Source organism: Streptomyces tsukubensis, assembly GCF_003932715.1.
Lineage (GTDB): Bacteria > Actinomycetota > Actinomycetes > Streptomycetales > Streptomycetaceae > Streptomyces > Streptomyces tsukubensis.
Window position 1 is genome coordinate 400,691 of sequence record NZ_CP020700.1, and the last position, 25,752, is coordinate 426,442.

Here is a 25,752-nt window from a genome sequence, read left to right on the forward strand (position 1 = left end):
CATCGCCGCCGACTGCGACCCGGCGGCCGCGCGTGCGTCGCTCACAGCGCCCCTTCCGTTCGCTTCTCCGCCCCCGCGGCTCAGAGGTGCACCCATCGCCGCCGACTGCGACCCGGCGGCCGCGCGTGCGTCGCTCACAGCATCAACTCCGATCGGCGTCGCGGGTTCATCCGTTCCCGCCAGGCTCCGGCGAGGCCGGCGATGGCGAGCGTCGGGATGATCAGGAACAGGCCGGGGAAGAGCGTCGGCCACCAGTCGCCCGCCAGCAGCGAACCCCGCGCGGTCTGGATCAGATTGCCGAGGCTGGCCTGGTGGCTCGGCAGGCCCAGGCCCAGGAAGGAGAGCGCGGACTCGTGCCACATCGCATGCGGGACCATCAGCACGGCCGCCAGGCCCGCCTGCGGGAGTACCGCGGGCACCAGATGGCGGCCGGTGACCCGCAGGCGGGAGGCTCCGCCGGAGATCGCCGCGTCGATGTACGGGCGCGAGCGCAGCGACAGCACCTCCGAGCGGACGATGCGTGCCGTCGACAGCCAGTGTGTGACGGCCACCGAGGCGATGACCGGCCAGACCCCGGGCCGGAACATGGCGACGACGAAGATGCCGAGCAGCAGGTGCGGTACGGACGAGAAGGTGTCGACCAGGCGCATCACGACCCGGTCCACCCAGCCGCCGAAGGTGGCCGCCGCTGCGCCCACCAGAGTTCCGACGACCGTGGCCACCAGCGCGGCGACGAGTCCGACGAGCAGGGAGATCCTCAGGCCGTACACCGAGCGCAGCAGCAGGTCCCGGCCGACGTCGTCGGTGCCGAAGGGATGCGCGAGGGACGGCGGCTGGAGCTTCTGCGAGAGGTCGACCGCCTGTTCGTCGAGCTGGACGACCGGCGGCACGATCAGGACCGCCAGGACGACGGCCGCGACGATCACCGCCGATACGGTGACCCGGACGGTGCGGGTGGAGCGGCGGGTGCGTCCACGGGAACGCCATACGACGTCAGCCATCGAAGCCCACTCTCGGGTCGGCCAGTCCGTACAGCAGATCGGAGAGGAGATTGCCGATCAGCACCGCTGCCGTCGCCAGCACGGTGAGCGCGGCCAGCAGCGGGAAGTCGACGGAGGTGGCCGCCGAGACGGTGGCGGCGGCGATCCCGGGCCAGCTGAAGACGGTCTCCACCAGCAGCGCCCCGGTGATCAGTTCGGGTACCCGGGAGCCGATCAGGGTGAGCATGGGCAGCATCCCGGAGCGCAGGGCGTGGTGCAGCAGCACGGTCCGTTCGCTGATGCCCCGGGCGCGGGCGCCGCGGACCGGGTCCTCGTCGAGGGCGTCGCCGACCCCCTGGCGTACGTAGAGGAAGAACCACGGCATCTGGGTGATGCCGAGGACCGTGGCGGGCAGCACGAGATGCGTGGCGACCTGGCCGAAGGTGACGGTGTCGCTTCCGGTGTCGGTGAGCCCGCCCGCGGGCAGTGCGCCGAGCCGGAGGGCGAAGACCCAGATGACGAGGAGGCCCAGCCAGAACGCGGGCGCGGCTTCCAGGGTGTAGGCGGCGGAGCTGACCGTGCGGTCCAGCAGACCGCCGCGGCTGCGGGCGGCGAGTACGCCGAGCACCGTACCGAGGACGACGGCGAGGGCGAAGGCGGTCACGGCGAGGAGGACGGACCAGCCGACGCGTTCACCGATGGCGTCGGCGACCGGCTGGCGGAGCACGCTGGAGTCCCCGAGGTCGCCCTGGAGCGCCGCGGTCAGCCAGTTCCACCAGCGGCTGACGAGCGGTTCGTCGACGCCGAGATTGGCGCGGATGCGGTCGAGATCCTCCTGGGTCGCGGTCATTCCCGCGGTGCCGGTGTACGCCTTGACCGGGTCGAAGGGCGATGCCGCGGCGACGGCGAACACGCCGAAGGTGACGATCAGGAGGACCGGGAACGCGAAGAGGGCCCGGCGGCCCGCCATGCGGGCCATCGGGCCCCAGGGCAGGCGGCGCCCGGTGCGGGGCGCCGCCTTCTCCCCGGTCCCCTCGGTGAGGGCGCCGGTCACTTCTTCGGCGTCCAGTCCTCGACGTTCCACCAGGGGCCGGAGGCCAGACCGTGCTCGTGCGGCTCGACCTGGGTGCTCAGTCCGTCCCACTTGTCGTTGACGACGTACAGATGGTCGATGTGGGTGAGGAAGGTGTAGCCGGGGTTCTTCACGAGTTCGCGCTGGACGGTCTCGTACGCGGACTTGCGGACGGCCTTGTCGCCGCTCTGCCGCCCCTTGACCAGGGCCTGGTCCACCGCCGGGTTGTCGTACCAGGCCATGTTGTTGAAGCCGTCGCCCGCGAGGGAGGAGGTGAGCAGCAGGTACTGGTCGAAGTCGGGGTCGCCGGGCGAGCCGCCGCCGGCCAGGACCGCGTCCTGCTTCATCCGCGGTTCGATGACCTCCCAGGTGCCGGCCTGGGTCTTGACGGAGATGCCCGCCTTCTTCGCGTCGGAGGCGTAGGCGAGGGCGTGGTCCTGGCGGAGCTTGTCGCCGGAGGGGTACCAGAGCGGGAACTCGGCGCGGACGCCGTCCTTCACCCGGATCCCGTCGCCGCCCGGCTTCCAGCCCGCTTCGTCGAGGATCTGCTTCGCCCGGTCGAGGTCGTGGGTGCGTTCGGTGCCCTTGGCGAACCACTCGCTGTCGGTGGGGACGGGGCCGTAGGCGGGCTTCCCGGCGCCTTCGAGGATCTTGTCGACCATGGCCTTGCGGTCGACGGCGACGTCGAGCGCCCGGCGGACGGCGAGGTCGCCGGTGACCTTGTTGCCGGTGGGCAGGGTCACGGTGCGGTAGTCGTACGTGGTGGCCGCGTGCGTCTTCCTGGACTTGTCGCCCTTGAAGCCCTCGGCCAGGTTGGGCGGGAGGATGGCGCCGTCGAGGTCGCCGGCGCGCAGCCGGGTGGCCCGGACGTCGTCGTCCTTGATGACCGCCATGGTGAACTTCTTCACCGCGGGCGCGCCGCCCCAGTAGGAGGGGTTCGCCTTGAAGGTGAGCTTCTCGCCCTTGGACCAGGAGCTGAGGAGGTACGGGCCGGTGCCCACGGGCCGGGTGGTGAAGGGGCCGGTGTTCACGTCCTGTCCGACGAGCACGTGCCGGGGCACGATCGGGTGGACGGTGCGCTGGGCGAAGGGCGCGTAGGGGTACTTGAGGGTGAAGACGACCGTGTCGCCGCCGGGAGCCGTGACGTCCTTGACGGCGTCCAGCTCGGACCGGGAGGCGTTGTTGGTCTTCGGGTCGAGGACGGTCTTGTAGGTGAAGACGACGTCCTCGGCGGTGAACGGCTTGCCGTCGCTGAAGGTGACGCCCTTGCGCAGGGTGTAGGTGTACGTCAGCCCGTCGGGGCTCACCTTCGGGAGGGCGGCGGCGAGCGCGGGCTTCAGCTGCATGTCGGGGCCCATGGCGAGCAGCCCGTCGAAGATCTTGGAGTTGCCGTCCTTGCCGAAGCCGAGGAGGGGGCTGAGGCTCTCGGGCTCGGTGGCGATGCCGACGACGGCCGAATCCTTGGCGCCGCCCGCGGAGCCGCTGCCCGGATTCGAGCAGGCGGTGGCTCCCGCGGTGAGCGCAGCCGCCAGGGCGACGGCCGCCGCCCGGTGTATCCGGTGGCCGGAACGGGCCACGCGGGCCGATGGAGCGGACACGGTACCCACACCCCTAATGAAGATCAACCGTTGTTGCGAATTCCTCGCAATTAAACATCATGTACAGGCCACGGGGCACCGGGGCCTCCTGAAACCGGGACACCCCTCCCGCGGCGTTGTGACCGGGGCCACACGCCTGGCCCGCGCACCCGGCGCGCGCCGCCTCGGACCCGGTACGGGTGCCCCGTACCCTGTGCCGGTCCCGGGGCGGGAGGTCCCGCTCCGGTGCGGGCACGGGCGGACGGTCCGGCCGTTGACGACAGGGGGTGGACAGGTGCGACGGGCGATACGGATGCCACAGCCGGTCTGGGGCAAGGTGGTTCCATGGACCGTGGCGGTGCTGGTACCGGTGCTCGTGGCGGGCTGGATCTGGTGGCGGGAGAGCGACACCGGCGCCCGCTGGCGGTTCGAGGACGCGATGGACTCCTTCTGCGGTGGACTGCTCGCCCATCGGGAGGGCCCGCTGTTCGAGGGACTGCCGGTGGGCACGATGCTGGAGAACGACCGTCGACTGCGTCAGGACGCCTGGGCCTGCGGACTGCAGTCCCGGAGGCTGCAGGTGGTCGTGGCGCGACTGCGCGAAGGCGAGGAGGAGCGTGTCGCGCGGGTCGTTCCCGACTTCCGCGGCAAGCGGTCGCCCGCTCCGGTCGGCGGCGGCTGGCAGGGGTCGTCGGACGGCGACCTCACGGTGATCGTGGTCGGCTGCCGGAACAGCGAGGACCGGATCGCGGTCTCGGTGAACTCCTACCGATCCCGTGAGGAACAGGACGAGCACCGGCTCGGCGGCTGGGCGGATTCCGATCTGTTCTGGGCCCGGTTCGCGACCGCGACGGCTGTCGAGGCCGCCGGGCGATGGGACTGCGAGCCACGCGCGGGCGAGGCGCTGACCGCGCTTCCCCCCGTACCCGCCGCGGAACCGGTCGGGCAGGCGGACGGGGCGTGCGCCGGGCTGCCCTTCGCCCGCGACCGACGGCTGGACACCGTCCACGAGACCCCACCGGGCGGGGGCGGCCTGATGGAGGGGTGCACCGTCACATCCGCGGACTTCGACGGCGCCTATGTCTTCCGGGCCCGCTTCGGCCTCGCCGCGGCGCAGCGGAGCGGCGGGGACTTCACCGGTCGCTCCGGAGATGCCGGAGCGGACGGCTCATGGCTGTGGGGCAGCGCCCGGTGCCCCGGGGACGCGGTGCGGAGCACGTTCACCGGATATCTGCCGCCGGAGGCACGGACGGCGCCGGACGGCCGGGCGACCGGCGAACGTTTCGGCCCGCCCGCCTTCCGGGCGTTCGCGGAGCGCGCGGTCGCACGGCACGGCTGCACGGATCTCAAGCTGCCCCCGACCGGGCGCTGACCGGGCCTCACTCCCCCCGGCGGGGCCGGGCGCGGACGTGCATGCGTTCGCCCTGGGGGCCGAAGAGGCTCAGGAACTCCACAGGGGCGTCGCCCGCCGTGCCGAACCAGTGGGGGACGCGGGTGTCGAACTCCGCCGCCTCCCCCGGGCCCAGTTCGATGTCGTGGTCACCGAGGACGAGCCTGAGCCGGCCGGAGAGGACGTACAGCCACTCGTAGCCCTCGTGGGTCCGGGGGTCCGGTTCGCCGGGGCCCGGCTGCTGGATCAGTTTGTACGCCTGGAGGCCGCCGGGCCTGCGGGTCAGCGGCAGCATCGTCCGGCCGTCGCGGACGATCGGCTGCGTACGCACCCGGGGGTCACCGACCGGCGGCGCCCCGACCAGTTCGTCCAGCGGCAGCTTGTGGGCACGGGCGAGCGGCAGCAGGAGCTCCAGGCTCGGCCGGCGCTGCCCGGACTCCAGCCGCGAGAGGGTGGAGACGGAGATGCCGGTGGCCTCGGAGAGCGCTTCGAGGGTGGCGCCGCGCTCCCGCCGGATCCGCCGCAGCCTCGGGCCCACCTCGTCGAGTACGGCACCGATCCCGTCCGTCCCGCCATCGTCGTCCGCCGCCGTGCTCCGGTCCCCGTGCCGCTGTCCATCTGTCATGAGTCCATTGCAGAAGCAGCAAGGCCGTTTGTCAATCCGGCAGATCGGTCCGGGCGGGCGGGGGTACCGTACGGCGCCGGATGCGGTCTAGGATCCGGGCATGGTCGTCGCGCCGGAGCCCCCCAGAGCCCAGGACACCGCCCTGTGCCGCTCGCGGCTCTGTTGTCGCAGCTGACGAGAACCATCACTGCGAAGCCCCTCTGTGTCTTCGCTGCTTTCCGCGCACCCGCCCCGTTCCCGGGGTGTCTCCGTGCGCTCTTCGCCGTCCAAAGCCGTCCGGAGGCCTCCGTGTCCCCTGCTCTCCACCGCCGTGATCTCCTCAGGCTGCTCGCCGCCGCACCGCTCTCCGCGCCCTTGGCCCTGGGGTCCGCCGCCCCGGCTGCCGCCGCGCCGGGGATCGTCAAACCGCTGCCGCCCGAAGTGTTCACCCTGCGGGGAACGAACGCCGAAACCCGTCAGGATGCCTTACGCGGCACCGGGACGCTCACCCCCGCCGACCGCTTCTTCGTCCGCAACCACACCTCCACGCCCGTCATCGACGAACGGGACTGGAAGCTGACGCTCTGGGGCAGTGGGCTGCGCGGCGGGCGGCCGGTGGACTTCGGCTACGGGCAGTTGCGTTCCCTGCCCTCCGTGACCAGGACCGCCGTGGTGGAGTGCGCGGGCAACGGCCGCAGCTTCTTCACCAGCCAGCAGGGCGAGCGGGTGAGCGGTACGCCGTGGACGCTCGGCGCGGTGGGGGCGGCACGCTGGCGCGGGGCGCGGCTGCGGGACGTACTGGAACTGGCCGGGGTGTCGCCGTCGGCGGTATCGGTGATGCCGCGCGGACTCGACGACCCGTTCGCCGTCGACGGGGTGGACCTGGGCCGGGTGCGGCGCCCGCTGCCGATCGCGAAGGCCGTCGACGACGTGATCCTCGCGTACGAAATGAACGGGGAGCCGCTCCCCCCTGACCACGGATTCCCGGTGCGGCTGATCGTGCCGTCGTGGATCGGTATCGCGTCGGTGAAGTGGGTCGGCGACATCGAGGTCGCCGAGGCGCCGCAGTCCTCGCCGTGGGATACCCGCTTCTACCGGCTGTTCGGGGCGGCCCATCCGGTGGAGGGGTCGCCGCCGCTGTCCCGGCAGACCGTGAAGAGCCTGGTGGAGCTGGAGTCCGGGGCGGCCCTGGAGGCGGGGCGGCGGCACCGGATCACGGGGCGGGCCTGGTCCGCCCACGCCCCCGTGCACCGGGTGGAGGTGAGCACCGACTCCGGAGCCACCTGGGCGGCGGCGCGGCTCTGCGATCCGCCCGCCCGGGGCGGTCTGACGCGCTGGACGTTTCCCTGGCGGCCGGAGCGGACGGGCCCGGGAGCGGTGCTGGCGCGGACCACCGACCGGGCCGGGAACACCCAGCCCGACCGGACGGTCCACAACACCCAGGGGTATCTCTTCGACGCCGTGGTACGGCATCCGGTGACCGTCGTCTGACCGGTGCAGGCGCCCGGCGGCTCGCGGTCGCCGGGCGGGGTCAGCGGGAGAAGAGTTCGAAGGCGACGGCCGGGCGGCCGCCGAAGCGGGCGGCCGTGGTCTCGGCGATCCCGGTGAGGAAGCCGCGGCAGTACTCCTCCGGGTTCTGGTCGGTGAGCACCTCGATATAGGTGCGGTGCTCCAGCAGGGAGGCGACGGAGCGTTCGAGGCCGGGGCCCGCGTCCACCGCGTGCGTGGGACTGGTGGAACCGGCGACGGCGACCCAGCGGACGCCGTCCCACGGTTCGAGGCCCTGCTCCTCGACGAGTTCGGGGAAGATCCACCGGTTGCCCGCGTCGGCCGCGGCGTCGAGGGTGGCCCGGCCGACCGCCCGGTGGTCGGGGGTGTTCCACACCGTGCCGCCCCAGGTGTCCCGGTGGTTGAGCGTGATGACCAGCTCGGGCCGGTGGCGGCGGATGGCGGCGGCGATGTCGCGGCGCAGCGCGGTGCCGTACTCGACGACACCGTCGCGGTGGTCGAGGAACTCGACGGCCGTCACCCCGACGACCGCGGCGCTCGCCCGCTGCTCGCGTTCGCGCAGCGGGGCGGCTTCGGCGGGCGGCAGGGTGTCGATGCCGGCCTCCCCGCGGGTGGCGAGGAGGTAGGCGATCTCACGGCCGCCGTCGGTCCATCCGGCGATCGCGGCGGCACAGCCGTATTCGAGGTCGTCGGGGTGGGCGACGACCGCCAGGGCCCGCTGCCAGTCGTCGGGCATCGGCGCGAGCTGTGTGGGGTGGTCCGTGGCGTCGGTCATGATCGCAGGATACGTCGCCGGGCCCGCCCCGCCCGGGCCTGCGGGGTACGGCTCAGATCTCGCCGCGGACCAGGCCGATCAGCCGGTCGAGTACGGCCGGTCCGGTCCGCAGGCCGTCGTGCTCGTACTCGTCGGTCACCCAGGTGCGCAGCCCGCGGACGGCACGCGCCGTCTCCAGGGAGTGGGCGGTGTCGACGTACATGTCGTCGTGGTAGACGACGGCCGCGACGGGGACCTCGTTGGCGGCGAGCCGGGCGGGGTCGAAGAGCGCGGGCCAGTCGGCGCGGTGGGCGAGCAGTTCGGCGGCCTCGCGCAGGGGGCTCAGGGCGGGGTCGGTCTCGAAGTGCCAGGGGTGGATGGTCTCGCCCGTGAACAGCAGGGGCGTATCGCCGTCGAGGGCCGTACGGGCGTCGAACTGCGGGAACTCGGCGCGGACCCGTTCGGCGCCCCAGGCGGTGGGGCGGCCGCCCTGGCCCCCGTAGCAGGCCTCGTGGAGCAGTGCATAGAGGGGGTGGCCCGCGAAGGAGAGGGCGGCGAGGGCCGACTCCTGGAAGGCGTCGGAGAGTTCGAAGCGGTCACCGGCCCGGATGAAGGCGTCCTCCAGCAGATAGTGGAGGCGGTGGCTGCCGTCGGACGTGCCGAGCATCAGACCGAGGGACTGGAAGGCCTCCGGGGTCAGGACGTAGCCGCCGGGCAGTACGGTGCGGTGCTCGGCGAGATGGGCCGCGATACGGCGGGCCCGGTCCACGTCCATCGGGTAGCGGTCGTAGTGGGCCTCCACCTTGCGCTGAACGCGCGAGTAGGCGGCCCGGTAGACGTCGTCCACATGGTGGTGGAGGGACGGCAGTCCACCGGTGATGAACACCTCCCGGAGTCCTTCCGGGGCGGTGCCGAGGTAGTGGGTGGCACAGAAACCGCCGAAGCTCTGGCCGAGGACGCTCCAGGGGGCGCCGCCGGTGAGCCGGGTGCGTACCGTCTCGCAGTCGCGCACGATGCTGTCGGCGCGGAAGAGGGCGAGGTGGTCGGCCTGGGCCGAGGGGGAGCCGAGGGCGGCGAGCGACTGCCGGTTCCGCGGGCTGGAGGCGCCGGTTCCGCGCTGGTCGAGAAGGAGGACGCGGTACTCCTCCAGGGCCCGGCCCAGCCAGGCCTGGCGGCCCCAGAGACGGCGGGCGCCGAAACCGGGCCCGCCTTCGAGATAGACCAGCCAGGGCAGCTCGTCACCGGCGCGCCCGGGGGCGACGATCTCCCGGCCGAAGAGCTCCAGTTGCGCCCCGTCCGGGTCCGTGTGGTCCAGAGGGACGAGGAACCGGTGGTCCGTGAGGACGGCGCCGGGCTGGTGGTAGCGGGTCACTGGGGCTCCTGCCGTGTGTTCTTCCGAGGTCACGCCCGCCCATGGGATCACACGGGTCTCCCATGGGCGGGCGTGGGTCGCCCGCGGCGGAGCAGCGGCGGCCTCGGCCGTACGGAGGGGGCCGGTCGGCGGAGCGGGGGTCAGGAGGTGCCGAAGTCGTCCGGGGTCCTCATCCGGCTGCGGATCCACTTCCCGGCCTCTTTGAGGGACGACGTCCCGGCCCAGGGCCCGCCGCGGTCGCAGGTGCCCTGTTTGAACACGGCTCCGGAGCGGTGGTCGTCGGAGTAGTTCCAGTTGATCCAGCTGATCTTCTTCTCGGCCAGCAGGTCGAGGTAGCGCCCGGCCATGGCGAAGTCGTCGGCGCCCTCGCCCGCGTAGTTCTGGGTGCCGAACTCGGTGACGAACAGCGGGATCCGGTTCGCGGCGCGCGACAGGGCCGCGTAGTACTCCTCCCGGTGCGAGGCGGCGTAGAAGTGGAAGGTGTACATGATGTTCGCGGCGTTCACGGGGTCGGCGACGACCTCGGACTCGTCGGAGCTCTCGGAGACGCCGAGGGACGACCAGGCCCGGGTGCCGATGAGCACGGGGGTCTCGGCGTCCACCCGCCGGATGACCGGGATCAGCTGCTCGGCGTAGCTCTTGATACGGGGCCAGGAGACTCCGCTGGGCTCGTTCGCGATCTCGTAGAGCAGGTTCTCGCGGTGGCCGTGGCGGCGGGCGATCTCGGTGAAGAAGGTCTTCGCCCGGGCGAGGTTGTAGTGGGGGTCCCCGGGGGTGAGCATGTGCCAGTCGACGACGGCGTACAGTCCGCGCTCCGAGGCCTGGTCGATCAGTCCGCTGACGAGGTCGGTGAAGCGGCGCGGGTCGGTCTCGTAGCCGCCTTCCTGGACGTACAGGGAGAGGCGTACGACATCGGCCTTCCAGTCCCGGGCCAGGGCGTCGAGCGCTCCGCCGGTGGCGCACTGGGGATACCACTGGAGTCCGTGGGTGGACATGCCGCGCAACTGGACCGGCCTGCCGCGCTCGTTGCAGAGCTTGGTGCCGCAGACCCTGAGCTGTCCGTTGACCGCGGCGGGTGTGCCCGCGGGCGGTTCGGCGGCCTTCGCCGGGCGGGTGTCCGCCGGGCGTTCGGCGGAGGCGGCGTTCCCGGCCTCGGCGGCGACCGCGGTGTCCGGTCCGCCGGCGGTGCCCGAAGGGGCGGCCGCGAGACCGAGGAGCAGGGCGGCGGTGACCGCCCCGATACAGCCCAGACTGCGCCAGGAGTGGCCCGAGGGTTTCATGGTGTCTCCCGTGTTCCTGCTTCGTGGGGGTTCGTGGGGATCCCGGGATGGTTAGGAAAGTTTCCTAACCCGGATGGAAGCAGCACCGCGCCACCCTTGCAAGGGTCATGACAAAAATGGCGGGTGGCTGCGCCCCCGGGGCACCGGGTGCCCTGTGGTGCGGGCGGTGCACGGTGCCCACCGGCGGCCGCCCCCGGACGGTCGCCGACCGTGTGCGGGCCCCCGGTCCCCCTTCTAGCGTGAGGGCATGATCCGGTTCGAGCAGGTCGCCAAGGTGTACCCGGACGGCACGACCGCCGTCGACGGCCTCTCGTTCGAGGTGGCCGAGGGCGAACTCGTCACCCTCGTGGGCCCGTCGGGCTGCGGGAAGACGACCACGATGATGATGGTCAACCGGCTCATCGAGCCCACGTCAGGCCGAATCACCGTCGGCGGCGAGGACATTTCGACCGTCGACCCGGTGCGGCTGCGCCGCCGGATCGGCTACGTCATCCAGCAGGCCGGGCTCTTCCCCCACCGTACGGTCCTCGACAACACCGCCACCGTCCCCGCGCTCCTCGGCTGGAAGAAGGCCCGGGCCCGGGCCCGGGCGGCGGAACTGCTCGACCTGGTCGGGCTCGACCCCGAGGTCTACGGCTCCCGCTATCCGGCCCAGCTCTCCGGCGGTCAGCGCCAGCGGGTCGGGGTGGCCCGCGCGCTCGCCGCCGATCCCCCGGTGCTGCTGATGGACGAGCCGTTCGGCGCGGTCGACCCGGTGGTCCGCGAACGCCTCCAGAACGAGTTCCTGTCCCTGCAGGCGACGGTGCGCAAGACGGTCCTCCTGGTCACGCACGATATCGAGGAGGCGGTCCGGATGGGTGACCGGATCGCGGTCTACGGGCAGGGGCATATCGCCCAGTACGACACCCCGGCGGCGGTGCTCGGCGCTCCCGCCACCGACGAGGTGGCCCGGTTCGTCGGCGCGGACCGGGGGCTGAAGCGGCTCTCGGTCACCCGTATCGAAGCCGGTGACCTCGAACAGCCTCCCGTGGCCCGGCTCGACGAGCGGGCGGACACGGCCGCCGCCCGGCTGCGTACCGAGGGCGCGCGCTGGGCCGTGGTGCTGGGCCCCGGCGGTGAACTGCGCGGCTGGGTCGCCGCGGACGCCCTCTCCATCGCCGGGGACGGCGGCACGGTCGGCGAACTGACCCGGCGGATGGAGGCCTGGGTTCCGCTGGGTGCCCCGCTGAAGAAGGCGTTCGGGGAGATGCTCCAGCACGACGCGGGCTGGGTCGCGGTCCTGGACGGCGACCTCTTCGCCGGTGTGCTGACCCCGGCCAAGCTCCACGAGGCGCTGCGCCGTTCGGTGGACGCGGAGGCGAAGGGCGTGGCGCGGGAGGACGTCGACTTCGACTCGGTGGCGGACGCCTGACGCATGCGGCGAGGCGGACCCGGGCGGCGGGCCGCCCGTGGTGGCGGACCGGGACGAGGGGGTCACCGGTTTGGGCTACGGTGCTGGTGTGCTGATCACGGGTGGGGAAACGACCGCGCCGGGGACCGCGCTGCTCATCGCGGCGGCGCCGGTCGGGAAGGGGCGTCTGGTGGACGCCGGGGCGGTGCTGCCCGCGCTGGCCGCGGTGCCGCCGAGCGCGCTGACGGGGACACGGGCGGCCACGGTCGTCGAGCTGGCGGACCCGCTGGACCCGCAGACGGTACTGACGCGCATCCGGGCCGCCGCGACGGCGGAGGGCCCGCTGTTCCTGTACGTCGCCGGGCAGCTCCAGCTCGACCGCCGACAGCACCTGCCGCATCTGGCGCTCGCCCGGACGACGCCCCACACGCTGCGCTACACAGCGCTGCCGTGGCACTGGCTGGCCTCCGAACTGACGATCCGCCGCCCCGGGACGACGACCGTCGTCGTCGACCTCGTCACCGCCCCCGAAGTCTGGCGGCGGCTGACCGACGAGGGGCCCCGGCTGCTGGCGCTGGGTTCCGCGATCCGGCTCTACGGGCGGGTGGCACCGCCCCCGGACCGCCGGGAGGCGGCCGTACCGTCGTATCTGGCGGCGTGTGCCGCGATCTGGCGCAGCGGCGCGCGGCCGGATCCCGCCGCGCTGCACGAGCAGGCGGCGCTGCAGTCGGATGCGGCGGGTGCGCTGTTCCTGGCCCCGGCCCCGGCGATGCCCTTCCCCGCGGCCGTACCCCCGCAGGCCGCTCCGGCTCCGGCGCCCGTGGAGGACCCGCATCCGGCGATTCTGGCGGCGGCGCAGGCGGGACGGCACGGCGAGGCGGCGGCCGTCGCCGCGGCCTGGGAGCAGCGTGAGCTGCGCGCGTACGGCCCCGGTTCCCTCCAGGCGGTGCACTGGCTGGAGGTCCGCGCCGATCTGGCCCGGCTCGCGGGCGATCCGGCGCTGAGCTGCGAGCTGTGGATGGCCGCGGCCGAGGCCCGGCTCACCCGGCAGCAGACGGCTGACGACCCCGATGTGGAGGGCGCGGTCGACCGGGCGCACCACCAGTGGGAGCAGATCGCGGACGCGGAGCGGGCCCGGGCCGCCGCGCCGCGGCTGGTCGCCCTGCGGCAGCGGGTGCCGGGCCGTCAGCGGGGCGCGCTGCGGGTGCTCCGGCGGCGGCTCGAACAGCTCCATGCGACTCCTGCTCCCCCGGTCGCGGGGTAAGCACGCCTCCGGTTCACAGGAGGCCCTTCGACTGCAGATAGGCGCGGGCCACGTCCTCGGGGAGCCGGCGCCAGCTGTCGACCTGTTTGTTCATCGACGCCAGATCGGCGGTGGTCAGGACGGTGTTGAGGGGGTCGAGGGCCCGGACGACACCGGGGCCGCCCGCGCGGGCGCGGTTGACGACAGGCACGATGTAGTCGGCGTTCTGGAGGTGCCGGTCGTCGGCGAGCAGGACCAGTCCGAACTGGTCGAGCGTAGCGTCGGTGGTCGTGGTGAGCACCATCTGGTCGCGGCCGCTCTCGACCGCCTGTTTGGCCTGGGTGGTGCCGACTCCCTTGGGGTCGACGGCGACGATGTCGATGCCGTACGTCTTGCGCAGCCCGGGTTCGCAGTAGGGTCGCCGGACGCATTCGTCGCCCGCGGCGAGCCGTACCGGGAGCCCCGAGCGCCCCAGGTCGCTGAGGGTTTTGAGGTGGTGCTCGGCGGCGTAGGCGCGGGTCACGGCGAAGGCGTTCTGGTCGACGGCGCGGCCGGGGTCGAGGACGGTCAGTCCGCGGGGTGCGGCCAGTCGGCGCAGCTCGGTCATGGTCTTCGTCAGGTCGGGTGAGCCGACGGTGGGTGCGTCGGGTCCGTTGGTCTTGGCGTTCAGCCAGTCGGCGAAGGTCGCCGCGTATTCGGGTACGACGTCGATGCGGCCGCTCTCCAGTGCCGGTTCGTACAGCTCCCGGTTGGTGACGGAGAGGACGGTGGCCCGGTAGCCGGCGTGCCGGAGGAGCAGTGCGTACATCTGGGCGAGCAGGTCGCTCTCGGTGAAGCCGGCCGAGCCGACGGTCAGGTCGCGGCTGTTGCCGGGGGGTGCGGTGATGTCTCCCCGGTGTTCCAGCGACGGTCCGGTGGTGCAGCCGGTGAGCACTGTCAGCAGGAGGAGGGCGGTGGCGAAGGGGCGGCGGTTCATCGGTGCTCCGCCTGTCGTGCACCGGCCGGGACGAGCCGCTCTCCGAGCACGCAGACGCCCTCCACCAGCAGGGCGAGCGCGGCGACCAGGACGGCGCCCGCGACGACCTGCGGGGTGGAGGCCAGATTGAAGCCCGCGGTGATGATCCGGCCCAGTCCGCCGCCGCCCGCGAGGGCGGCGATGGTCGCGGTGGCCACGAGCTGTACGGCGGCGATCCGCACACCGGTGAGGATCAGCGGCAGCGCGAGGGGCAGCTCGACGCCGCGCAGCAGCTGGCTGCCCGTCATGCCCATGCCGCGGGCGGCCGCGACGACGTCCCGGTCGACGCCGCGCATGCCGACGTACGCGTTGGTGAGCAGCGGTGGCACGGCGAACAGGACGAGGGCGATGACCGTGGGCCCCTCGCCGAAGTTGCCGACCGGGCTGAGCAGCAGCAGTACGAGGACGGCGAAGGTGGGCACGGCACGCCCGGCGTTGGCGATATTGACGGCGAGCGCGCCCCCGCGCCCGAGGTGGCCGAGGACGAGGGCGACCGGGAGGGCGATCAGACAGCTCAGGACGAGGCAGACGACGGTGAGGACGATGTGCTCGGTCAGCCGCTGGGTGATGCCGCCGTCGCCGGACCAGTTGTCGGCGCTGGTCAGCCAGGACCAGGCCTGGGAGAGGGTGTTCACTCGGCTCCGCCCTGGTGCTTGGCCCAGGGGGTGGCGAGTCGCTGGGCGAGGAGGAGCAGCAGATCGGCGGCGACGGCGATGACGACGCAGAGTACGGACGCGGTGAGGACCTGGGCCTTGAAGTAGGTGTTCATCCCGGCGTAGATGAGGTTGCCGAGACCTCCGTAGCCGACGATCGCGCCGATGGTGACCAGGGAGATCGCGGAGACGGTGGCGATCCGCAGTCCGGCCATGGCGGCGGGCAGCGCGAGCGGGAGTTCGACGGTGAGAAGGAGTCTGAGCGGTCCGTAGCCCAGGCCCCGCGCGGCCTGCCGGGTCTCTTCGGGGACGGCGCGCAGCCCGGCGAGGATGTTCCGTACCAGCAGGGTCAGCGAGTACAGCACCAGCCCGGCGATGACCAGGGAGGCGGAGAGCCCGTACACCGGGAGCAGCAGGGAGAACATGGCGAGGGACGGGATGGTGTAGAGGATCGTGGTGAGGGCGAGGACCGGTCCCGCGGCCCAGCGCGCGGTGCGGGCGGCGACGGCGAGCGGTACGGCGACGACGACGGCCAGCGCCACGGAGACGGCGGTGAGCTGGAGGTGCTGGAGTACGGCGTCCTGGAGGATCTCGCGGCGGGTGGAGAGATAGGCGCCGCAGATCCACTCGTTGCGGGCGAGGCAGTCGTCCGGCGGGGCGCCGGGCGCGGTCCACTTCCCGGGCACGGTCCACCTCCCGAACGCGGTCGTCTGCCCATTCGAGCGCGGGGGCGGCCGGGCCGCGCGCCGCCGGGGCCGAACGGGCGACGCCGCGGGCCGGGAACACGGCCGGGACGTCGGGGGGCCGGGCAGATCATGCGGCGGCCCGGACCGGACCGGCCGGACCGGCCGGGGCGCCCGGACGGACGGATGGCCCGGCGGGACCGGGACGGTCCGCCCCCGGGGCCGTACGGCCACCCGCTGTCAACCGACCGCCGGAGCGGCACTAGGTTGAACCGCGCAGAACGAGATCGCACGACGAGCCGGGAGGTTCACCTCTATGACAGCCGATACGCCGGACAGTGGGACGGACAGGTCGCGGCATCCCGAGTTCGACACCGGGGCCCCGCATTCGGCCCGGGTCTGGAACTACTGGCTGGGCGGCAAGGACAACTACCCCGTCGACCAGGAGGTCGGGGAGGAGTTCCGGCAGTCGTTCCCCGGGATCGTGGACCTGGCGCGGGACTCCCGGGCGTTCCTCGCCCGTACGGTGACCTATCTCGCGCGCGAGGTGGGGATCCGTCAGTTCCTCGACATCGGCACCGGTCTGCCGACGGCCGACAACACCCATCAGATAGCCCAGCGGGCCGCGCCCTCGTCCCGGATCGTGTACGTGGACAACGACCCGCTGGTCCTGGCGCACGCCCGGGCGCTGCTGGTGAGCACCCCCGAGGGCGCCACGGACTACATCGACGCCGATCTGCACGATCCGGTGGCGATCCTCGGCAAGGCCAGGGACATTCTGGACCTCAGCCGTCCGGTGGCGCTGACGCTGATGCAGGTGATCGGCCACGTCTCCACGTACGAGGAGGCCCGGTCGATCGTGGGGACGCTGATGGACGCCCTGCCGTCGGGGAGCTATCTGGTCTTCAACGACAGTGTGAACACCCATGCGGGCAACGCCGAGGCCACCCGGCAGTACAACGCCAGCGGGGCCGCGCCGTACTTCCTGCGGAGCCCGGCGGAGGTGGCCGGGTTCTTCGAGGAGCTGGAGCTGCTGGAGCCGGGTGTCGTACCGCTGTCGCAGTGGCGCCCGGCGCCGGACACGGTCACCGACGGCGAGGTCATCGCGCTGGGCGGGGTCGGCCGCAAGGCGTGACGCCCGCGCTCCGCACCCGTACCCGTACGGCACGGAACGGGGGTACGGAGCGGTGACTGCCGCCGGGGCGGGCCCACGCCCCGGCGGCGGGCCGGGCTTTTCCGGACACCGGTGGAGACGCCCCGGAAGCGGAGCCGCTACCGCGCCGGGGCGTTCCCGCCGTCACCCGCGCGCAGCACCTCTCCGAGGTCGTGGGCGATGTCGTGGAGCAGATGGCGGGTGAAGAAGTCCACGGTGAGCCGCTCGCCGGGGAACCGGGGATCGTCGTGGTCCCAGTCGGCGGCGGTGAGCGCGGCCAGCCTCAGGGCCAGCGCCCGGGCGGCCCGGCCCAGTTCGCCGGCGACCCGCCGCGGATCCTCGTCGCGGTAGAGCCCGGGCAGATGCCCGCCGGAGACCGCGGGATCCGGCAGCGGTCCGCGGCCGGTCCCGAGCGTCGCGTCGAGCCGCTGATGGAAGAGCAGGCACATGTCCCGTACGTGGCAGGCGTGTTCCAGCGGGGACCAGGCGAGCGCCCCGACGGGACGGGACGTCGTCCGCGGGTCGGCCAGTACGCGCTGCCAGCGGGCCGCGTACGCCCGCAGTACCGCACCGGCGGTCTCCCGCTCGAAGGGCCGGTCGGCGAAGTCGCAGCGGCGGCACCGCGGCAGGGGCAGGGAGTCCGGGATCGCCCGCGTCAGGGGGGTCGCGCTCATGGAAACCACGGGTTCCTTCCTCATGGCCACGCCGCCCGCCCCGCGGCCGGGTCCCCACCCGGCACGGTCGCGAGCCCCGCCGTCCCGTGTACGGGACACCGGACGCAGCCGAGTCTAGGACGCCCAGCCAATCGGTGCAATCTCCGGCATTGCCCTCGGTGCAATCACGTGATTGGATGCGGACAAAGACCATCTTGCCCGCGCCCCTCCGGCCCGGTACACATCGCACGGAAGGGAGCGGGAGTTGACGGACTATCAGAGCGTCGCGGATACGGTGACCGAGGAGATCAGGGCGGGCGGGCTGCGGCCGGGCGACCGGCTTCCGCCGCTGCGGGACTTCGCCCGGCAGCGCGGTATCGCCGCCTCCACCGCGGGCCGCGTCTACCGGGAACTGGCCCGGCGCGGGCTGACCGTGGGCGAGGTGGGCCGCGGCACGTTCGTACGCGCCGCGCCCGATACGGCCTCCCCCGCGCTGACCGAGGGCGGCCGCAGCCCGGTCGACATGGGGCTGAACTATCCGGTGGTGCCGGAGCAGTCGGATCTGCTGGCGCGGGGGCTGGGGACGATGGTCCGGCCGGGGGCGCTGGACTCCGCGCTGCGGCCGTGCGGTGCCGCCGGGACCGAGTCCGCCCGGGAGGCCGCCGCCGATCTGCTGGTCCGGGGCGGCTGGCGGCCCGATCCGGCACGGGTGCTGTTCGCGGGCAACGGACGTCAGGCGATCGCCGCCGTACTGGCCGCGCTGGTGCCGCCTGGCGGCCGGCTGGGGGTGGAGGAGGTGACGTATCCGGCCGTGAAGTCCCTGGCGGCCCGGGTCGGCGCCACCGTCGTCCCGCTCGCCGTGGACGAGGACGGGCTGGTGCCGGAGGCGGTCGAACAGGCCCGGCGCGGCGGGCCGCTGCACGCCGTCTACACGCAGCCGACGCTCCACAATCCGCTCAGTCTGACCATGTCGCCGCAGCGCCGCGCCGCACTCGCCGAGGTGGTGGTCCGGCTGGGGATCCCGGTACTGGAGGACACCGTCTGGGCCTTTCTCCGCGACGACGTTCCGCCGCTGGCCGCGCTCGCGCCCGAGGTGACCGTTCTGGTCGACAGCCTCTCCAAGCGGATCGCGCCGGGTCTCAACCTGGGCTACGCGGTGGTGCCTCCCGCGCTGCAGGCCGATGTGGCGGTCGCCCTGCGCTCGGGCGGCAGCCTGCCCATGGGGTTCGCCCTGGAGGCGGCCTCCCGCTGGCAGCGGGACGGCACGGTACGGGCGCTGGTGCTGGCGAAGCAGCGGCAGGCCGTGGAGCGGCAGGAGATCGCCCGCCGCGAGCTGGCGGGCTTCACCCTCCGTACCGAACCGCGCTCCTACCACTGCTGGTGGGAGCTGCCGGGCAGCTGGCGATCGGACGTCTTCGTCGCCGCCGCGGCGCTGCAGGGCATCGGAGTGGTCCCGGCTTCGGCGTTCGCGGTCGCCGGGCACCGCGCGGTGAACGCGGTACGCATCGGGCTCGCCTCGCCCCCGGCGCAGATCCTGCCGCGGGCCCTGGCAACCCTCGCCCGGCTGGCGCGCTCGGCGCCGGACGATCTCGTCGGCGACTGAACTCCGCTGCGGCCTTGCGGCGGTGTCCGGTGCACGGGAGCGCCGGGCGGTCCCCCGGTCAGTGCTCCGGGACCACCTCGACCGAGCCGATGTACTCCTGGGTCTCCTCCGCGGGCAGCCTGACCGCCTGGGCCCAGTAGTAGATCCCCAGACTGAAGGCGGCCACGACGGCGATGTCCCACCAGAGCGGAATCGCGCCGGTGGCACCGCAGACGGCCGTCGAAGCCGGTCCCGTACTGCAGAAGCCGCCCTGCCAGGAGATCACCCCCAGACCGAGCAGATAGACCGGCAGCCACTGGGCCGGCCACCAGTCCGGGTGCGGGCTGCGGGGGTTGAGCTTGAGGGCGGCCGACGCGCCGAGCAGGACATAGCCGATGACGATCGCCACGCCGAGCCGCCACAGCGTGTCCCAGCCCGACCAGTAGATGATCAGATTGGCGACGACGAAGGCGACCGGCGACCAGAAGTGCCCGGCGGGCAGCCGGTAGGGGCGGTGCCGGTCCGGGTCCTGTCGGCGCAGACACCCCAGGGCCAGCGGTGCGCCCGCGTACATCAGCACACTCGCCGAGGTGACGAAGCCGACCAGCTTCTGCCAGGTGGGGAAGGGCAGAAAGACGATCAGCCCGACGATGAACGCGAACAGCAGGCTGAACCAGGGCACCCCGCGCCGGGTCGTGCGCTCGAAGAGGACCGGGACGTAGCCGTTGCGGGAGAGTCCGTACGAGACCCGGGAAGCGGCGGTCGTGTAGATCAGGCCCGTACCGGTCGGGGAGATCACCGCGTCGATGTAGATCAGCGCGGCCAGCCAGCTCAGCCCGACGGAGGCGGCGAGCCCGGCGAAGGGGCCCGCCTTGTCGGCGAAGGCCAGATCCCCCCAGCCGTGGACGAAGGCGTCCGGCGGCAGCGCTCCGATGAACACCACCTGGAGCGCCACATAGATCAGCACGCCGAGGAAGATGGAGCCGATGACCGCCAGCGGGATGTCACGGGCCGGATTGCGGCTCTCCCCCGCCAACTGGTCGGCCTGCTCGAAGCCGAGGAACGCGAAGATGATGCCGCTGGTACTGATGGCGGAGAGGACGCCCTGGGCACCGAAGGGGGCGAAGCCTCCGTGGCCGAAGTTCTCGCCGTGGAAGGCGGTCGCCGCCAGAGCGGCGATCGTCAGTACCGGAATGGCCACTTTCCACCAGGTCGCCACGCTGTTGGTATGGGCCAGCCAGCGGATGCCGAAGAAGTTGACGACGACGAAGAAGGCCATGAAGGCGACCGCCAGGCCGTAGCCCGCGGCGGTGAGCTGGTTCTCGCCCTTCTGCACCCAGTCCGCGTGGACGCTCAGATAGTTGAGGGACGCCATCACCTCGATGGGGGCGGTGGCCACCGCCTGGAGCCAGGAGAACCAGCCGAAGGAGGCGCCCGCCGCGCTGCCGAAGGCATAGTGCGGAAAGCGTGCGGTACCGCCCGCGACGGGGTAGGCGGCGCCGAGTTCGGCATGGACGAAGGCCAGGATGATGATGGCGACGGCGCCGATCACCCAGGACAGCAGCGCCGCGGTCCCGGCGGCCTGGGCCGCGAAGAGGGCGCCGAACAGCCAGCCGGAGCCGATGATGGACCCTTCGGACGTCCAGATCAGACCGATCAGCCCGATGTCCCGGCGCAGCCCCGGATTGCCGGATGACTGCGCGGCGTCGCGCTGCTTCACCATGGTGCGCCCTCGTGCTTCCGGGACGGGGGCGCGCCGGGCCGGGGTCGTCTCTCGGGTGCGCGGCCACGGGGTGACGGGAAGTGCCGCTGCCACTTTAGGAATCCGGGGCCGGATTGCCGTGCGCCGCGCCGGGGCCGCCGCCGCGTCCGGGCCCGGCGTCGACCGGTCGGGTCAACGGCGCCGGGGCCGCGGCGGGAACGGGAGGGGCGTACGGCGGCCCGCCGTACGCCCCCGGCGTCAGATGCCCGCCGACGCCATCTCGATGATGGAGCGGTAGTAGGCCGCGGTCGACACCACGCAGGCCTTGTACTGGCGGTCGCCGCGCACCGCCAGGAAGTAGTCCCGGATGTTCTTCCAGTACGAGACGAGATAGCCGAGGCCGGGGCGGAAGCCGGGGGGCTTGGGCACCAGGGCGTAGGCGGCGGAACACTGGATGATGCGGTCGGTCGCCTGCGAGAGGACATCGGCCACGTCGGCGTTCATGTTCCACCCGGCGGCCAGCTCCGGGGTCCAGATGGAGGCCGCGATCTCCCGCAGCTTCTGCTGCTCGTCCGGCGTGGGGTCGGCCTGCGCCGCGAGGACGGTGGCCGTTGATGCCGGTGCGCCGGACGGGGCGGCCTGCGCCTGGCCGACGGCACCGGCGGCGAGGAGCGCCCCGGAGACGGTGAGCGCGACCGCCGTAACGATCCCCGGTCTGCGGATACGAGTGCTCATGACGGACCCTCCCTGTTGCCCGCCGTGTCGACGGGACTCCGTACGGTTAGTTGTGTCGTGCACGTTGACATGCGTGCCAGGGGTCGTCAACGGCGCCTGATCGGCCGCCGGGAGCGTCGTCCGCTATCCGAGCGCCGGACGGTGGACACGCCCAACGGAGAGCGCTACTCTCCGAGTTGGTCTAGACCTAGTTCTCTCCATGATTGCCCCGCGCACTGTTCCCGGCGGGACCGGGACACCCGGCAGCGCGCCCGGCATCGCCCCGGGGAGTCCGCTGCGGCGCCGGAGGCACCAGAACCCGGCAGCACCCGCAGCAGACGACCCGACCGCATGCGGCACCCCCACCCACTCCATCCCCCCACTCATGGAGCACAGCATGCGCAACAGATTCACCGCGTCGCTGCTCGCCGTCGGACTGGCGGGCGTCACCCTGTTCACCGCCTCGGGCAGCGCCCAGGGCCACGGCTATGTCGACTCCCCCGTCAGCCGCCAGCAGCTCTGCGGTATCGGTACGGTGCTCGACTGCGGCCAGATCGAATGGGAGCCGTGGAGCGTCGAGGGCCTCAAGGGCTTCCCGCAGCGCGGGCCCGCCGACGGCACGATCTGCGCCGGTGGCAACGGACGCTTCTCCGAACTGGACGATCCGCGCGGCGGCGCCTGGCCCACCACCCGGCTGACGGCCGGCCGGGAGCACACCTTCGTCTGGCGGATCACCGCCAAGCACGCCACCACGGACTTCCGGTACTTCGTCACCAAGGACGGCTACAACCCCACGAAGAAGCTGACCCGGGCCGATCTGGAGCCGCAGCCGTTCCTGACCGTGCCCTTCGGCGGCGCACGCCCCGGAGCGACGGTCACCCACTCCGGCGTGCTCCCCCAGAAGTCGGGCCGCCATCTGATCGTCGGCGTCTGGACCGTCGCCGATACCGACAACGCCTTCTACACCTGCTCCGACGTCCAGTTCTGACCGCTCCGAAACCCGGGCGGCGGCTGCCGGGCGCCTGCCGAGGCGCCCGGCAGCCACCCGGGACGGAGATCAGGCGCCGTCCAGCCAGCCGCGGCGGCCCAGTTCGGTGACGAACCGGCCGTAGGCATCGTCCAGGGCAGCCCGTTCGGCCGGGACCGGTTCGGTCACGGCCGGTGCCCCGGGGCCGCCGGTCATGGCGGCGGCGCAGGCGGCGAGGGAGGCATGGAGGGTGCCCGAAGCGGCCAGGAGCGCGGCGCCGAATGCCGTCTCCGCCCGTTCGGCGACCCGGACCGGCCGGTCGAGGACGGTGGCCCGGATCGCGTTCCACACCGGGCTGCGGCTGCCGCCGCCCGCCGCGAAGAGCGGGCCGGAGACCGGGACGCCCAGGTCCCGGACCCGTTCGACCGCCAGCCGTTCGACGAAGGCGACTCCTTCCAGCGCGGCACGGTGGGCGTCGGCCTCGTCCTCGGGCGTACCCAGCGCGAATCCCCGCGCGGCGGGCGCGACAAAGGGGAACCGCTCCCCTTCCCGGCGCAGCGGATAGCGGACGTACGAGGCCGGGCCCCGCTTCCGGGCCGCCCGGTCCAGGGCCGCGATCCGCGGCGCGGGCAGCGGGGCGATGGCCTCGCCGCCGGTGTTCGACGCCCCGCCGGGCAGCCACCAGCCGTCGGGGTGGCGGTGGCTGTAGAGGGCACCGGCCGGATCGCGGACCAGGGCGGTGGACACCCCCTTGAGGACGTACGTCGTGCCCAGGACGCCGACGAACTGGCCCGGTTCGACCGCCCCGGTGGCGAGCTGCCCCGCGCAGCCGTCGGTCATCCCGAGCCGTACGGAGCAGCCCACGGGCAGTCCGGTGGCCTCGGCCGCGGCCCGGCCGACCGTCCCCGCCTCGGTCCCCGGCGCGCCCACCTCGGGCAGCAGGGCGAGCGGGAAGCCGAGCGCGGCGAAGACCTCGTCGGCCCACTGCCCGGAGCGCGGGTCGTAGCCGGTCTTGAGGGCGTGGCTCCAGTCCGCCGGGACGGGACCGCCGGTCAGGGCACGGCCGATGACCTCGGGTGTGTGCAGCACCCGGCGCAGAGCCGGGCCGTGGGTGTGGAGACATCCGACGGCCCGGCCGAGGGCGGCAGTCGGCCCCACGGTCAGGCCCAGGGCGTCCCAGCGGGCGGCGCCGAGCCGCTGCGCCTCGGCGTTGGTCGCGGCGGCGCGCCGGTCGTCGTACATCAGGGCGGGGCCGATGAGCCGGCCGCCGGGACCGGCGGGGACGATCGTGCCGGAGGTGGCGGAGACCGCGACCGCGGCCACTTCCCGGCCGTGCGCGGGCAGTCCGTGCGTGATGCGGCGGAGCGCGGCCTCGACGGCGGGCCACCAGGCGCGGGCGTCCTGTTCGCTGGTGCCGCCCGGTCCGCGTACCGGCGGCGGCAGCGGCTCCCGGGCCTCGCCGTGCACCCGGCCCCGTCCGTCGACGCAGAGCGCCCGGACCGCCGCGGTGGCCACGTCGACGCCGATCACGACCGGGGAACTGCTCATGGGTACGGGGGTCCTTTCGGCGCACGGCGGAACGGCGGACCGCGACACTGCCGCGGTCGAGGTCCGGTCCGGTCCGGTCCCGTGCCGCAACACGCCCGGACCAGGACATGTTCCCTGCCGTGTGGAATTCACACCCGGCCGAACATCGAAGGGGTCCCGTCAGGGCGGTTCAGCCCGCGACGGGTGCGACCGTCACCCGGGTGTGCTCACGGAGCCCGGCCAGTAGTTCGCCGTCGACCCCGTCGTCGACGATCAGCTCGTCGAGAGCGGCCACCGGGCCGACCCGGTGAAGTGCGGTGCGCGCCGTCTTGGTGTGGTCCACGAGCATCATCTTCCGGGCGGCCGAGTTGAGCATGGCGCGTTTGACCAGCACCACGTCCTGTTCCTGGTGGTAGGCCATCCGGGCGTCCAGGGCCGAGGCGGAGACGGCGACCAGGTCCACCGAGAGGGCTTCTATCGCCTCGACGCACGGTATGCCGAGGAAGGCGTCGTGGGTACGGGAGTACTCGCCGCCCAGGGCGATCAGCCGGACGTCCTCCGCCTCGGTGAAGACGTCCACCACCCGGCGGGCGTTGGTGACCACCGTCAGCGGTACGCGGCCGGCCAGCAGCCGGGCCATGGCGAGGACGGTGGTCGAATCGTCGAGCATCACCGACATCCCGGGCTCGACGCGGGCGGCCGCGGCCCTGGCCACGGCCTCCTTCTCGGCCGTGTTGACCCCGAGCCGGTAGCCGAGACCGGCTGCGAGGACCGTGGCAGGACGGGCCGACGCGCCGCCCCGGATACGCCTCAGCAGCCCGCGGCGTTCGAGTTCGTCGAGGTCGCGGTGGACGGTCATCAGGCTCACGCCCGTCAGCGCGGCGAGGTCGGCGCCGGTCGCGGTGCCGTGCTCCGTCACATGGCCGGCGATGAACCGCCGACGCTCTTCGGCGGAGTTCCCGGCCATGGGTCTCTTCGTCACAGGTCTCTCGGTCATGGGTCTCCGGGTCATGGGTCTCTCGGTCATGGGCGGGCGGCCTCCGTCGGGCGGGTGCCGGAGCCGGTCACGCCCCGGCCGGCGGGACGTTCAGGGCGTGGTGGGGACGTTGAGCGAGTAGAGCGCCGCGCCGGCGCCGGTGAACCGGATCTCGGTGACGGCGCCGTTGTCGAGGCGGGGGAAGAGCTGCCGGTACTGCCCGAGGGGCAGTCCCAGCAGAGCGCAGAGGGCGATCCTCAGCAGGGTGCTGTGGGCCACGACCAGGACCGTGCGCCCGGGGTGGCGCTCCGTCAGGGCGCGCAGCGCGGCGGTGGCGCGGGCGGCCGCGGCGGGCAGGGGTTCCGAACCGGGGAAGCCGCCCGTTCCGGCGTCCTCGCGGAAGCGCCGTACCGCTTCCGGGTCCTCGGTGGCCATCTCCGCGATGGTCCGGCCCTCGCCCCAGCCGAAGTCGATCTCCCGCAGCTCTGCCACGATCTCCGTACGGAGCCCGAGGGCGTCGGCGGCGGGCTCCGCGGTGAGCCGGGCGCGGCCGAGCGGGGAGGCGGCGACGGCGTCCACCCCGGCCCGTACCGCCCACCGGCCGAGGGCGGCCCCCTGGGCCCGGCCCTTCGGGGTGAGGGCGACGTCCGAGGTTCCGGCGTAACGGTTCTCCGCGTGCCACTCGGTCTCGCCGTGCCGGACGAGGAGGAGGCGGGAGGTCATCGGGGCTCCTTACCCAGGGGCGGACCGGCGGCCGGATCCGGAAAACACCACAGGAAACAACAAGAACAACAAGAACAATAAAAACCCGGCAGATCTGAGGACTCGTCGGGGGACGCACGACAGCGGGAAGGAGACGGCGACCGCCACGGGCAGCGGCGGGCGAAGGGTCGTTGCCGCTCCACATCACCGCTGTTAAATTTAACAGACGATCTCTCAAACGGGCCCGGGTCCCC

General features: G+C 73.0%; 23 protein-coding genes. 7 read left to right on the forward strand and 16 right to left on the reverse strand.

What is annotated here, in order from left to right; genetic code table 11:
- Positions 1–134: 134 nt before the first annotated feature.
- The 3 genes from B7R87_RS01085 to B7R87_RS01095 all read right to left on the reverse strand — a co-directional run bounded on the left by B7R87_RS01085 (position 135) and on the right by B7R87_RS01095 (position 3,629).
- The gene (locus tag B7R87_RS01085; protein WP_006350976.1) at positions 135–1,001 is read right to left on the reverse strand and encodes an ABC transporter permease; all 867 of its coding nucleotides are present in this window, start codon (positions 999–1,001) and stop codon (positions 135–137) included.
- Entirely contained in the window at positions 994–1,959 is a 966-nt protein-coding gene (locus B7R87_RS01090) for an ABC transporter permease (protein ID WP_040917127.1), read from the reverse strand. The genes B7R87_RS01085 and B7R87_RS01090 overlap by 8 nt, the downstream gene beginning before the upstream one ends.
- Positions 1,960–2,030: 71 nt before the next feature.
- Positions 2,031–3,629 carry an ABC transporter substrate-binding protein gene (locus B7R87_RS01095; RefSeq protein ID WP_006350974.1) on the reverse strand — a complete coding sequence of 533 codons (1,599 nt, stop codon included), beginning with the start codon at positions 3,627–3,629 and terminating at the stop codon, positions 2,031–2,033.
- A gap of 352 nt (positions 3,630–3,981) precedes the next feature.
- Between B7R87_RS01095 and B7R87_RS01100 the strand changes: the two genes are divergently transcribed.
- On the forward strand, positions 3,982–5,001 hold the full coding sequence (locus B7R87_RS01100; RefSeq protein WP_040917118.1) for a hypothetical protein: 1,020 nt from the start codon (positions 3,982–3,984) through the stop codon (positions 4,999–5,001).
- Positions 5,002–5,008: 7 nt separating this feature from the next.
- On the opposite strand, the gene B7R87_RS01105 is transcribed toward B7R87_RS01100, so the two are convergent.
- On the reverse strand, positions 5,009–5,644 hold the full coding sequence (locus B7R87_RS01105; protein ID WP_006350972.1) for a helix-turn-helix domain-containing protein: 636 nt from the start codon (positions 5,642–5,644) through the stop codon (positions 5,009–5,011).
- A gap of 288 nt (positions 5,645–5,932) precedes the next feature.
- On the opposite strand from B7R87_RS01105, the gene B7R87_RS01110 reads away from it, so the two are divergent.
- Entirely contained in the window at positions 5,933–7,114 is a 1,182-nt protein-coding gene (locus tag B7R87_RS01110) for a sulfite oxidase (RefSeq protein ID WP_006350971.1), read from the forward strand.
- 40 nt (positions 7,115–7,154) lie between these two features.
- On the opposite strand, the gene B7R87_RS01115 is transcribed toward B7R87_RS01110, so the two are convergent.
- The 3 genes from B7R87_RS01115 to B7R87_RS01125 all read right to left on the reverse strand — a co-directional run bounded on the left by B7R87_RS01115 (position 7,155) and on the right by B7R87_RS01125 (position 10,538).
- Complete coding sequence (locus B7R87_RS01115; RefSeq protein WP_006350970.1) at positions 7,155–7,907, reverse strand: PIG-L deacetylase family protein; 753 nt, start codon at positions 7,905–7,907, stop codon at positions 7,155–7,157.
- Between the two features lie 52 nt (positions 7,908–7,959).
- Positions 7,960–9,258 (reverse strand): alpha/beta fold hydrolase, encoded by a 1,299-nt coding sequence (locus B7R87_RS01120; RefSeq protein ID WP_006350969.1) that lies wholly within the window; start codon positions 9,256–9,258, stop codon positions 7,960–7,962.
- Positions 9,259–9,398: 140 nt separating this feature from the next.
- Positions 9,399–10,538, reverse strand: coding sequence for a glycoside hydrolase family 5 protein (locus B7R87_RS01125; protein ID WP_130585405.1), 1,140 nt, complete (start codon positions 10,536–10,538; stop codon positions 9,399–9,401).
- 247 nt (positions 10,539–10,785) lie between these two features.
- On the opposite strand from B7R87_RS01125, the gene B7R87_RS01130 reads away from it, so the two are divergent.
- Positions 10,786–11,949 carry an ABC transporter ATP-binding protein gene (locus B7R87_RS01130; protein ID WP_006350967.1) on the forward strand — a complete coding sequence of 388 codons (1,164 nt, stop codon included), beginning with the start codon at positions 10,786–10,788 and terminating at the stop codon, positions 11,947–11,949.
- A gap of 88 nt (positions 11,950–12,037) precedes the next feature.
- Positions 12,038–13,192, forward strand: coding sequence for a hypothetical protein (locus tag B7R87_RS01135; RefSeq protein WP_187144593.1), 1,155 nt, complete (start codon positions 12,038–12,040; stop codon positions 13,190–13,192).
- Positions 13,193–13,205: 13 nt separating this feature from the next.
- On the opposite strand, the gene B7R87_RS01140 is transcribed toward B7R87_RS01135, so the two are convergent.
- From B7R87_RS01140 to B7R87_RS01150, 3 genes are read right to left on the reverse strand one after another with little or no spacing between them, the layout of a single operon-like run.
- Positions 13,206–14,147, reverse strand: coding sequence for an ABC transporter substrate-binding protein (locus B7R87_RS01140; protein WP_006350965.1), 942 nt, complete (start codon positions 14,145–14,147; stop codon positions 13,206–13,208).
- Positions 14,144–14,821 (reverse strand): ABC transporter permease, encoded by a 678-nt coding sequence (locus B7R87_RS01145; protein ID WP_006350964.1) that lies wholly within the window; start codon positions 14,819–14,821, stop codon positions 14,144–14,146. Before B7R87_RS01145 ends, B7R87_RS01140 begins: the two co-directional genes overlap by 4 nt.
- A complete protein-coding gene (locus B7R87_RS01150; RefSeq protein WP_006350963.1) occupies positions 14,818–15,525 on the reverse strand; it encodes an ABC transporter permease in 708 nt (235 codons plus the stop codon). Before B7R87_RS01150 ends, B7R87_RS01145 begins: the two co-directional genes overlap by 4 nt.
- Before the next feature lie 313 nt (positions 15,526–15,838).
- Between B7R87_RS01150 and B7R87_RS01155 the strand changes: the two genes are divergently transcribed.
- Complete coding sequence (locus B7R87_RS01155) at positions 15,839–16,657, forward strand: SAM-dependent methyltransferase (protein ID WP_006350962.1); 819 nt, start codon at positions 15,839–15,841, stop codon at positions 16,655–16,657.
- Between the two features lie 137 nt (positions 16,658–16,794).
- On the opposite strand, the gene B7R87_RS01160 is transcribed toward B7R87_RS01155, so the two are convergent.
- Positions 16,795–17,349 carry a DinB family protein gene (locus B7R87_RS01160; protein WP_006350961.1) on the reverse strand — a complete coding sequence of 185 codons (555 nt, stop codon included), beginning with the start codon at positions 17,347–17,349 and terminating at the stop codon, positions 16,795–16,797.
- Between the two features lie 244 nt (positions 17,350–17,593).
- On the opposite strand from B7R87_RS01160, the gene B7R87_RS01165 reads away from it, so the two are divergent.
- Positions 17,594–18,931, forward strand: a complete 1,338-nt coding sequence (locus B7R87_RS01165) for an aminotransferase-like domain-containing protein (RefSeq protein ID WP_006350960.1) — start codon at positions 17,594–17,596, stop codon at positions 18,929–18,931.
- A gap of 58 nt (positions 18,932–18,989) precedes the next feature.
- Here B7R87_RS01165 and B7R87_RS01170 read toward each other — a convergent pair whose 3' ends face one another.
- Together B7R87_RS01170 and B7R87_RS01175 are read right to left on the reverse strand one after the other, a co-directional pair.
- Positions 18,990–20,633 (reverse strand): APC family permease, encoded by a 1,644-nt coding sequence (locus tag B7R87_RS01170; RefSeq protein ID WP_006350959.1) that lies wholly within the window; start codon positions 20,631–20,633, stop codon positions 18,990–18,992.
- 237 nt (positions 20,634–20,870) lie between these two features.
- Entirely contained in the window at positions 20,871–21,347 is a 477-nt protein-coding gene (locus B7R87_RS01175; RefSeq protein ID WP_006350958.1) for a hypothetical protein, read from the reverse strand.
- A gap of 376 nt (positions 21,348–21,723) precedes the next feature.
- Here B7R87_RS01175 and B7R87_RS01180 point away from each other — a divergent pair, with 376 nt between their 5' ends.
- Positions 21,724–22,314 (forward strand): lytic polysaccharide monooxygenase auxiliary activity family 9 protein, encoded by a 591-nt coding sequence (locus B7R87_RS01180; RefSeq protein WP_006350957.1) that lies wholly within the window; start codon positions 21,724–21,726, stop codon positions 22,312–22,314.
- A gap of 69 nt (positions 22,315–22,383) precedes the next feature.
- Here B7R87_RS01180 and B7R87_RS01185 read toward each other — a convergent pair whose 3' ends face one another.
- The 3 genes from B7R87_RS01185 to B7R87_RS01195 all read right to left on the reverse strand — a co-directional run bounded on the left by B7R87_RS01185 (position 22,384) and on the right by B7R87_RS01195 (position 25,519).
- Positions 22,384–23,841, reverse strand: a complete 1,458-nt coding sequence (locus B7R87_RS01185; RefSeq protein WP_130585407.1) for an FGGY-family carbohydrate kinase — start codon at positions 23,839–23,841, stop codon at positions 22,384–22,386.
- Between the two features lie 169 nt (positions 23,842–24,010).
- Positions 24,011–24,787, reverse strand: coding sequence for a DeoR/GlpR family DNA-binding transcription regulator (locus tag B7R87_RS01190; protein ID WP_006350954.1), 777 nt, complete (start codon positions 24,785–24,787; stop codon positions 24,011–24,013).
- A 120-nt stretch (positions 24,788–24,907) separates the two neighbouring features.
- Positions 24,908–25,519: a histidine phosphatase family protein gene (locus tag B7R87_RS01195; protein WP_130585408.1), complete on the reverse strand. Its 612-nt coding sequence runs from the start codon at positions 25,517–25,519 to the stop codon at positions 24,908–24,910.
- Positions 25,520–25,752 lie beyond the last annotated feature (233 nt).

Excerpts from the sequence above, each read along its gene's own strand:
- B7R87_RS01090 (WP_040917127.1), bottom strand. The coding sequence starts at position 1,959 with ATGGCCCGCATGGCGGGCCGCCGGGCCCTCTTCGCGTTCCCGGTCCTC.
- B7R87_RS01175 (WP_006350958.1), bottom strand. The coding sequence starts at position 21,347 with ATGAGCACTCGTATCCGCAGACCGGGGATCGTTACGGCGGTCGCGCTC.
- B7R87_RS01125 (WP_130585405.1), bottom strand. The coding sequence starts at position 10,538 with ATGAAACCCTCGGGCCACTCCTGGCGCAGTCTGGGCTGTATCGGGGCG.
- B7R87_RS01170 (WP_006350959.1), bottom strand. The coding sequence starts at position 20,633 with ATGGTGAAGCAGCGCGACGCCGCGCAGTCATCCGGCAATCCGGGGCTG.
- B7R87_RS01195 (WP_130585408.1), bottom strand. The coding sequence starts at position 25,519 with ATGACCTCCCGCCTCCTCCTCGTCCGGCACGGCGAGACCGAGTGGCAC.
- B7R87_RS01155 (WP_006350962.1), top strand. The coding sequence starts at position 15,839 with ATGACAGCCGATACGCCGGACAGTGGGACGGACAGGTCGCGGCATCCC.
- B7R87_RS01190 (WP_006350954.1), bottom strand. The coding sequence starts at position 24,787 with ATGGCCGGGAACTCCGCCGAAGAGCGTCGGCGGTTCATCGCCGGCCAT.
- B7R87_RS01085 (WP_006350976.1), bottom strand. The coding sequence starts at position 1,001 with ATGGCTGACGTCGTATGGCGTTCCCGTGGACGCACCCGCCGCTCCACC.
- B7R87_RS01115 (WP_006350970.1), bottom strand. The coding sequence starts at position 7,907 with ATGACCGACGCCACGGACCACCCCACACAGCTCGCGCCGATGCCCGAC.
- B7R87_RS01140 (WP_006350965.1), bottom strand. The coding sequence starts at position 14,147 with ATGAACCGCCGCCCCTTCGCCACCGCCCTCCTCCTGCTGACAGTGCTC.
- B7R87_RS01130 (WP_006350967.1), top strand. The coding sequence starts at position 10,786 with ATGATCCGGTTCGAGCAGGTCGCCAAGGTGTACCCGGACGGCACGACC.
- B7R87_RS01105 (WP_006350972.1), bottom strand. The coding sequence starts at position 5,644 with ATGACAGATGGACAGCGGCACGGGGACCGGAGCACGGCGGCGGACGAC.
- B7R87_RS01160 (WP_006350961.1), bottom strand. The coding sequence starts at position 17,349 with ATGAGCGCGACCCCCCTGACGCGGGCGATCCCGGACTCCCTGCCCCTG.
- B7R87_RS01180 (WP_006350957.1), top strand. The coding sequence starts at position 21,724 with ATGCGCAACAGATTCACCGCGTCGCTGCTCGCCGTCGGACTGGCGGGC.
- B7R87_RS01185 (WP_130585407.1), bottom strand. The coding sequence starts at position 23,841 with ATGAGCAGTTCCCCGGTCGTGATCGGCGTCGACGTGGCCACCGCGGCG.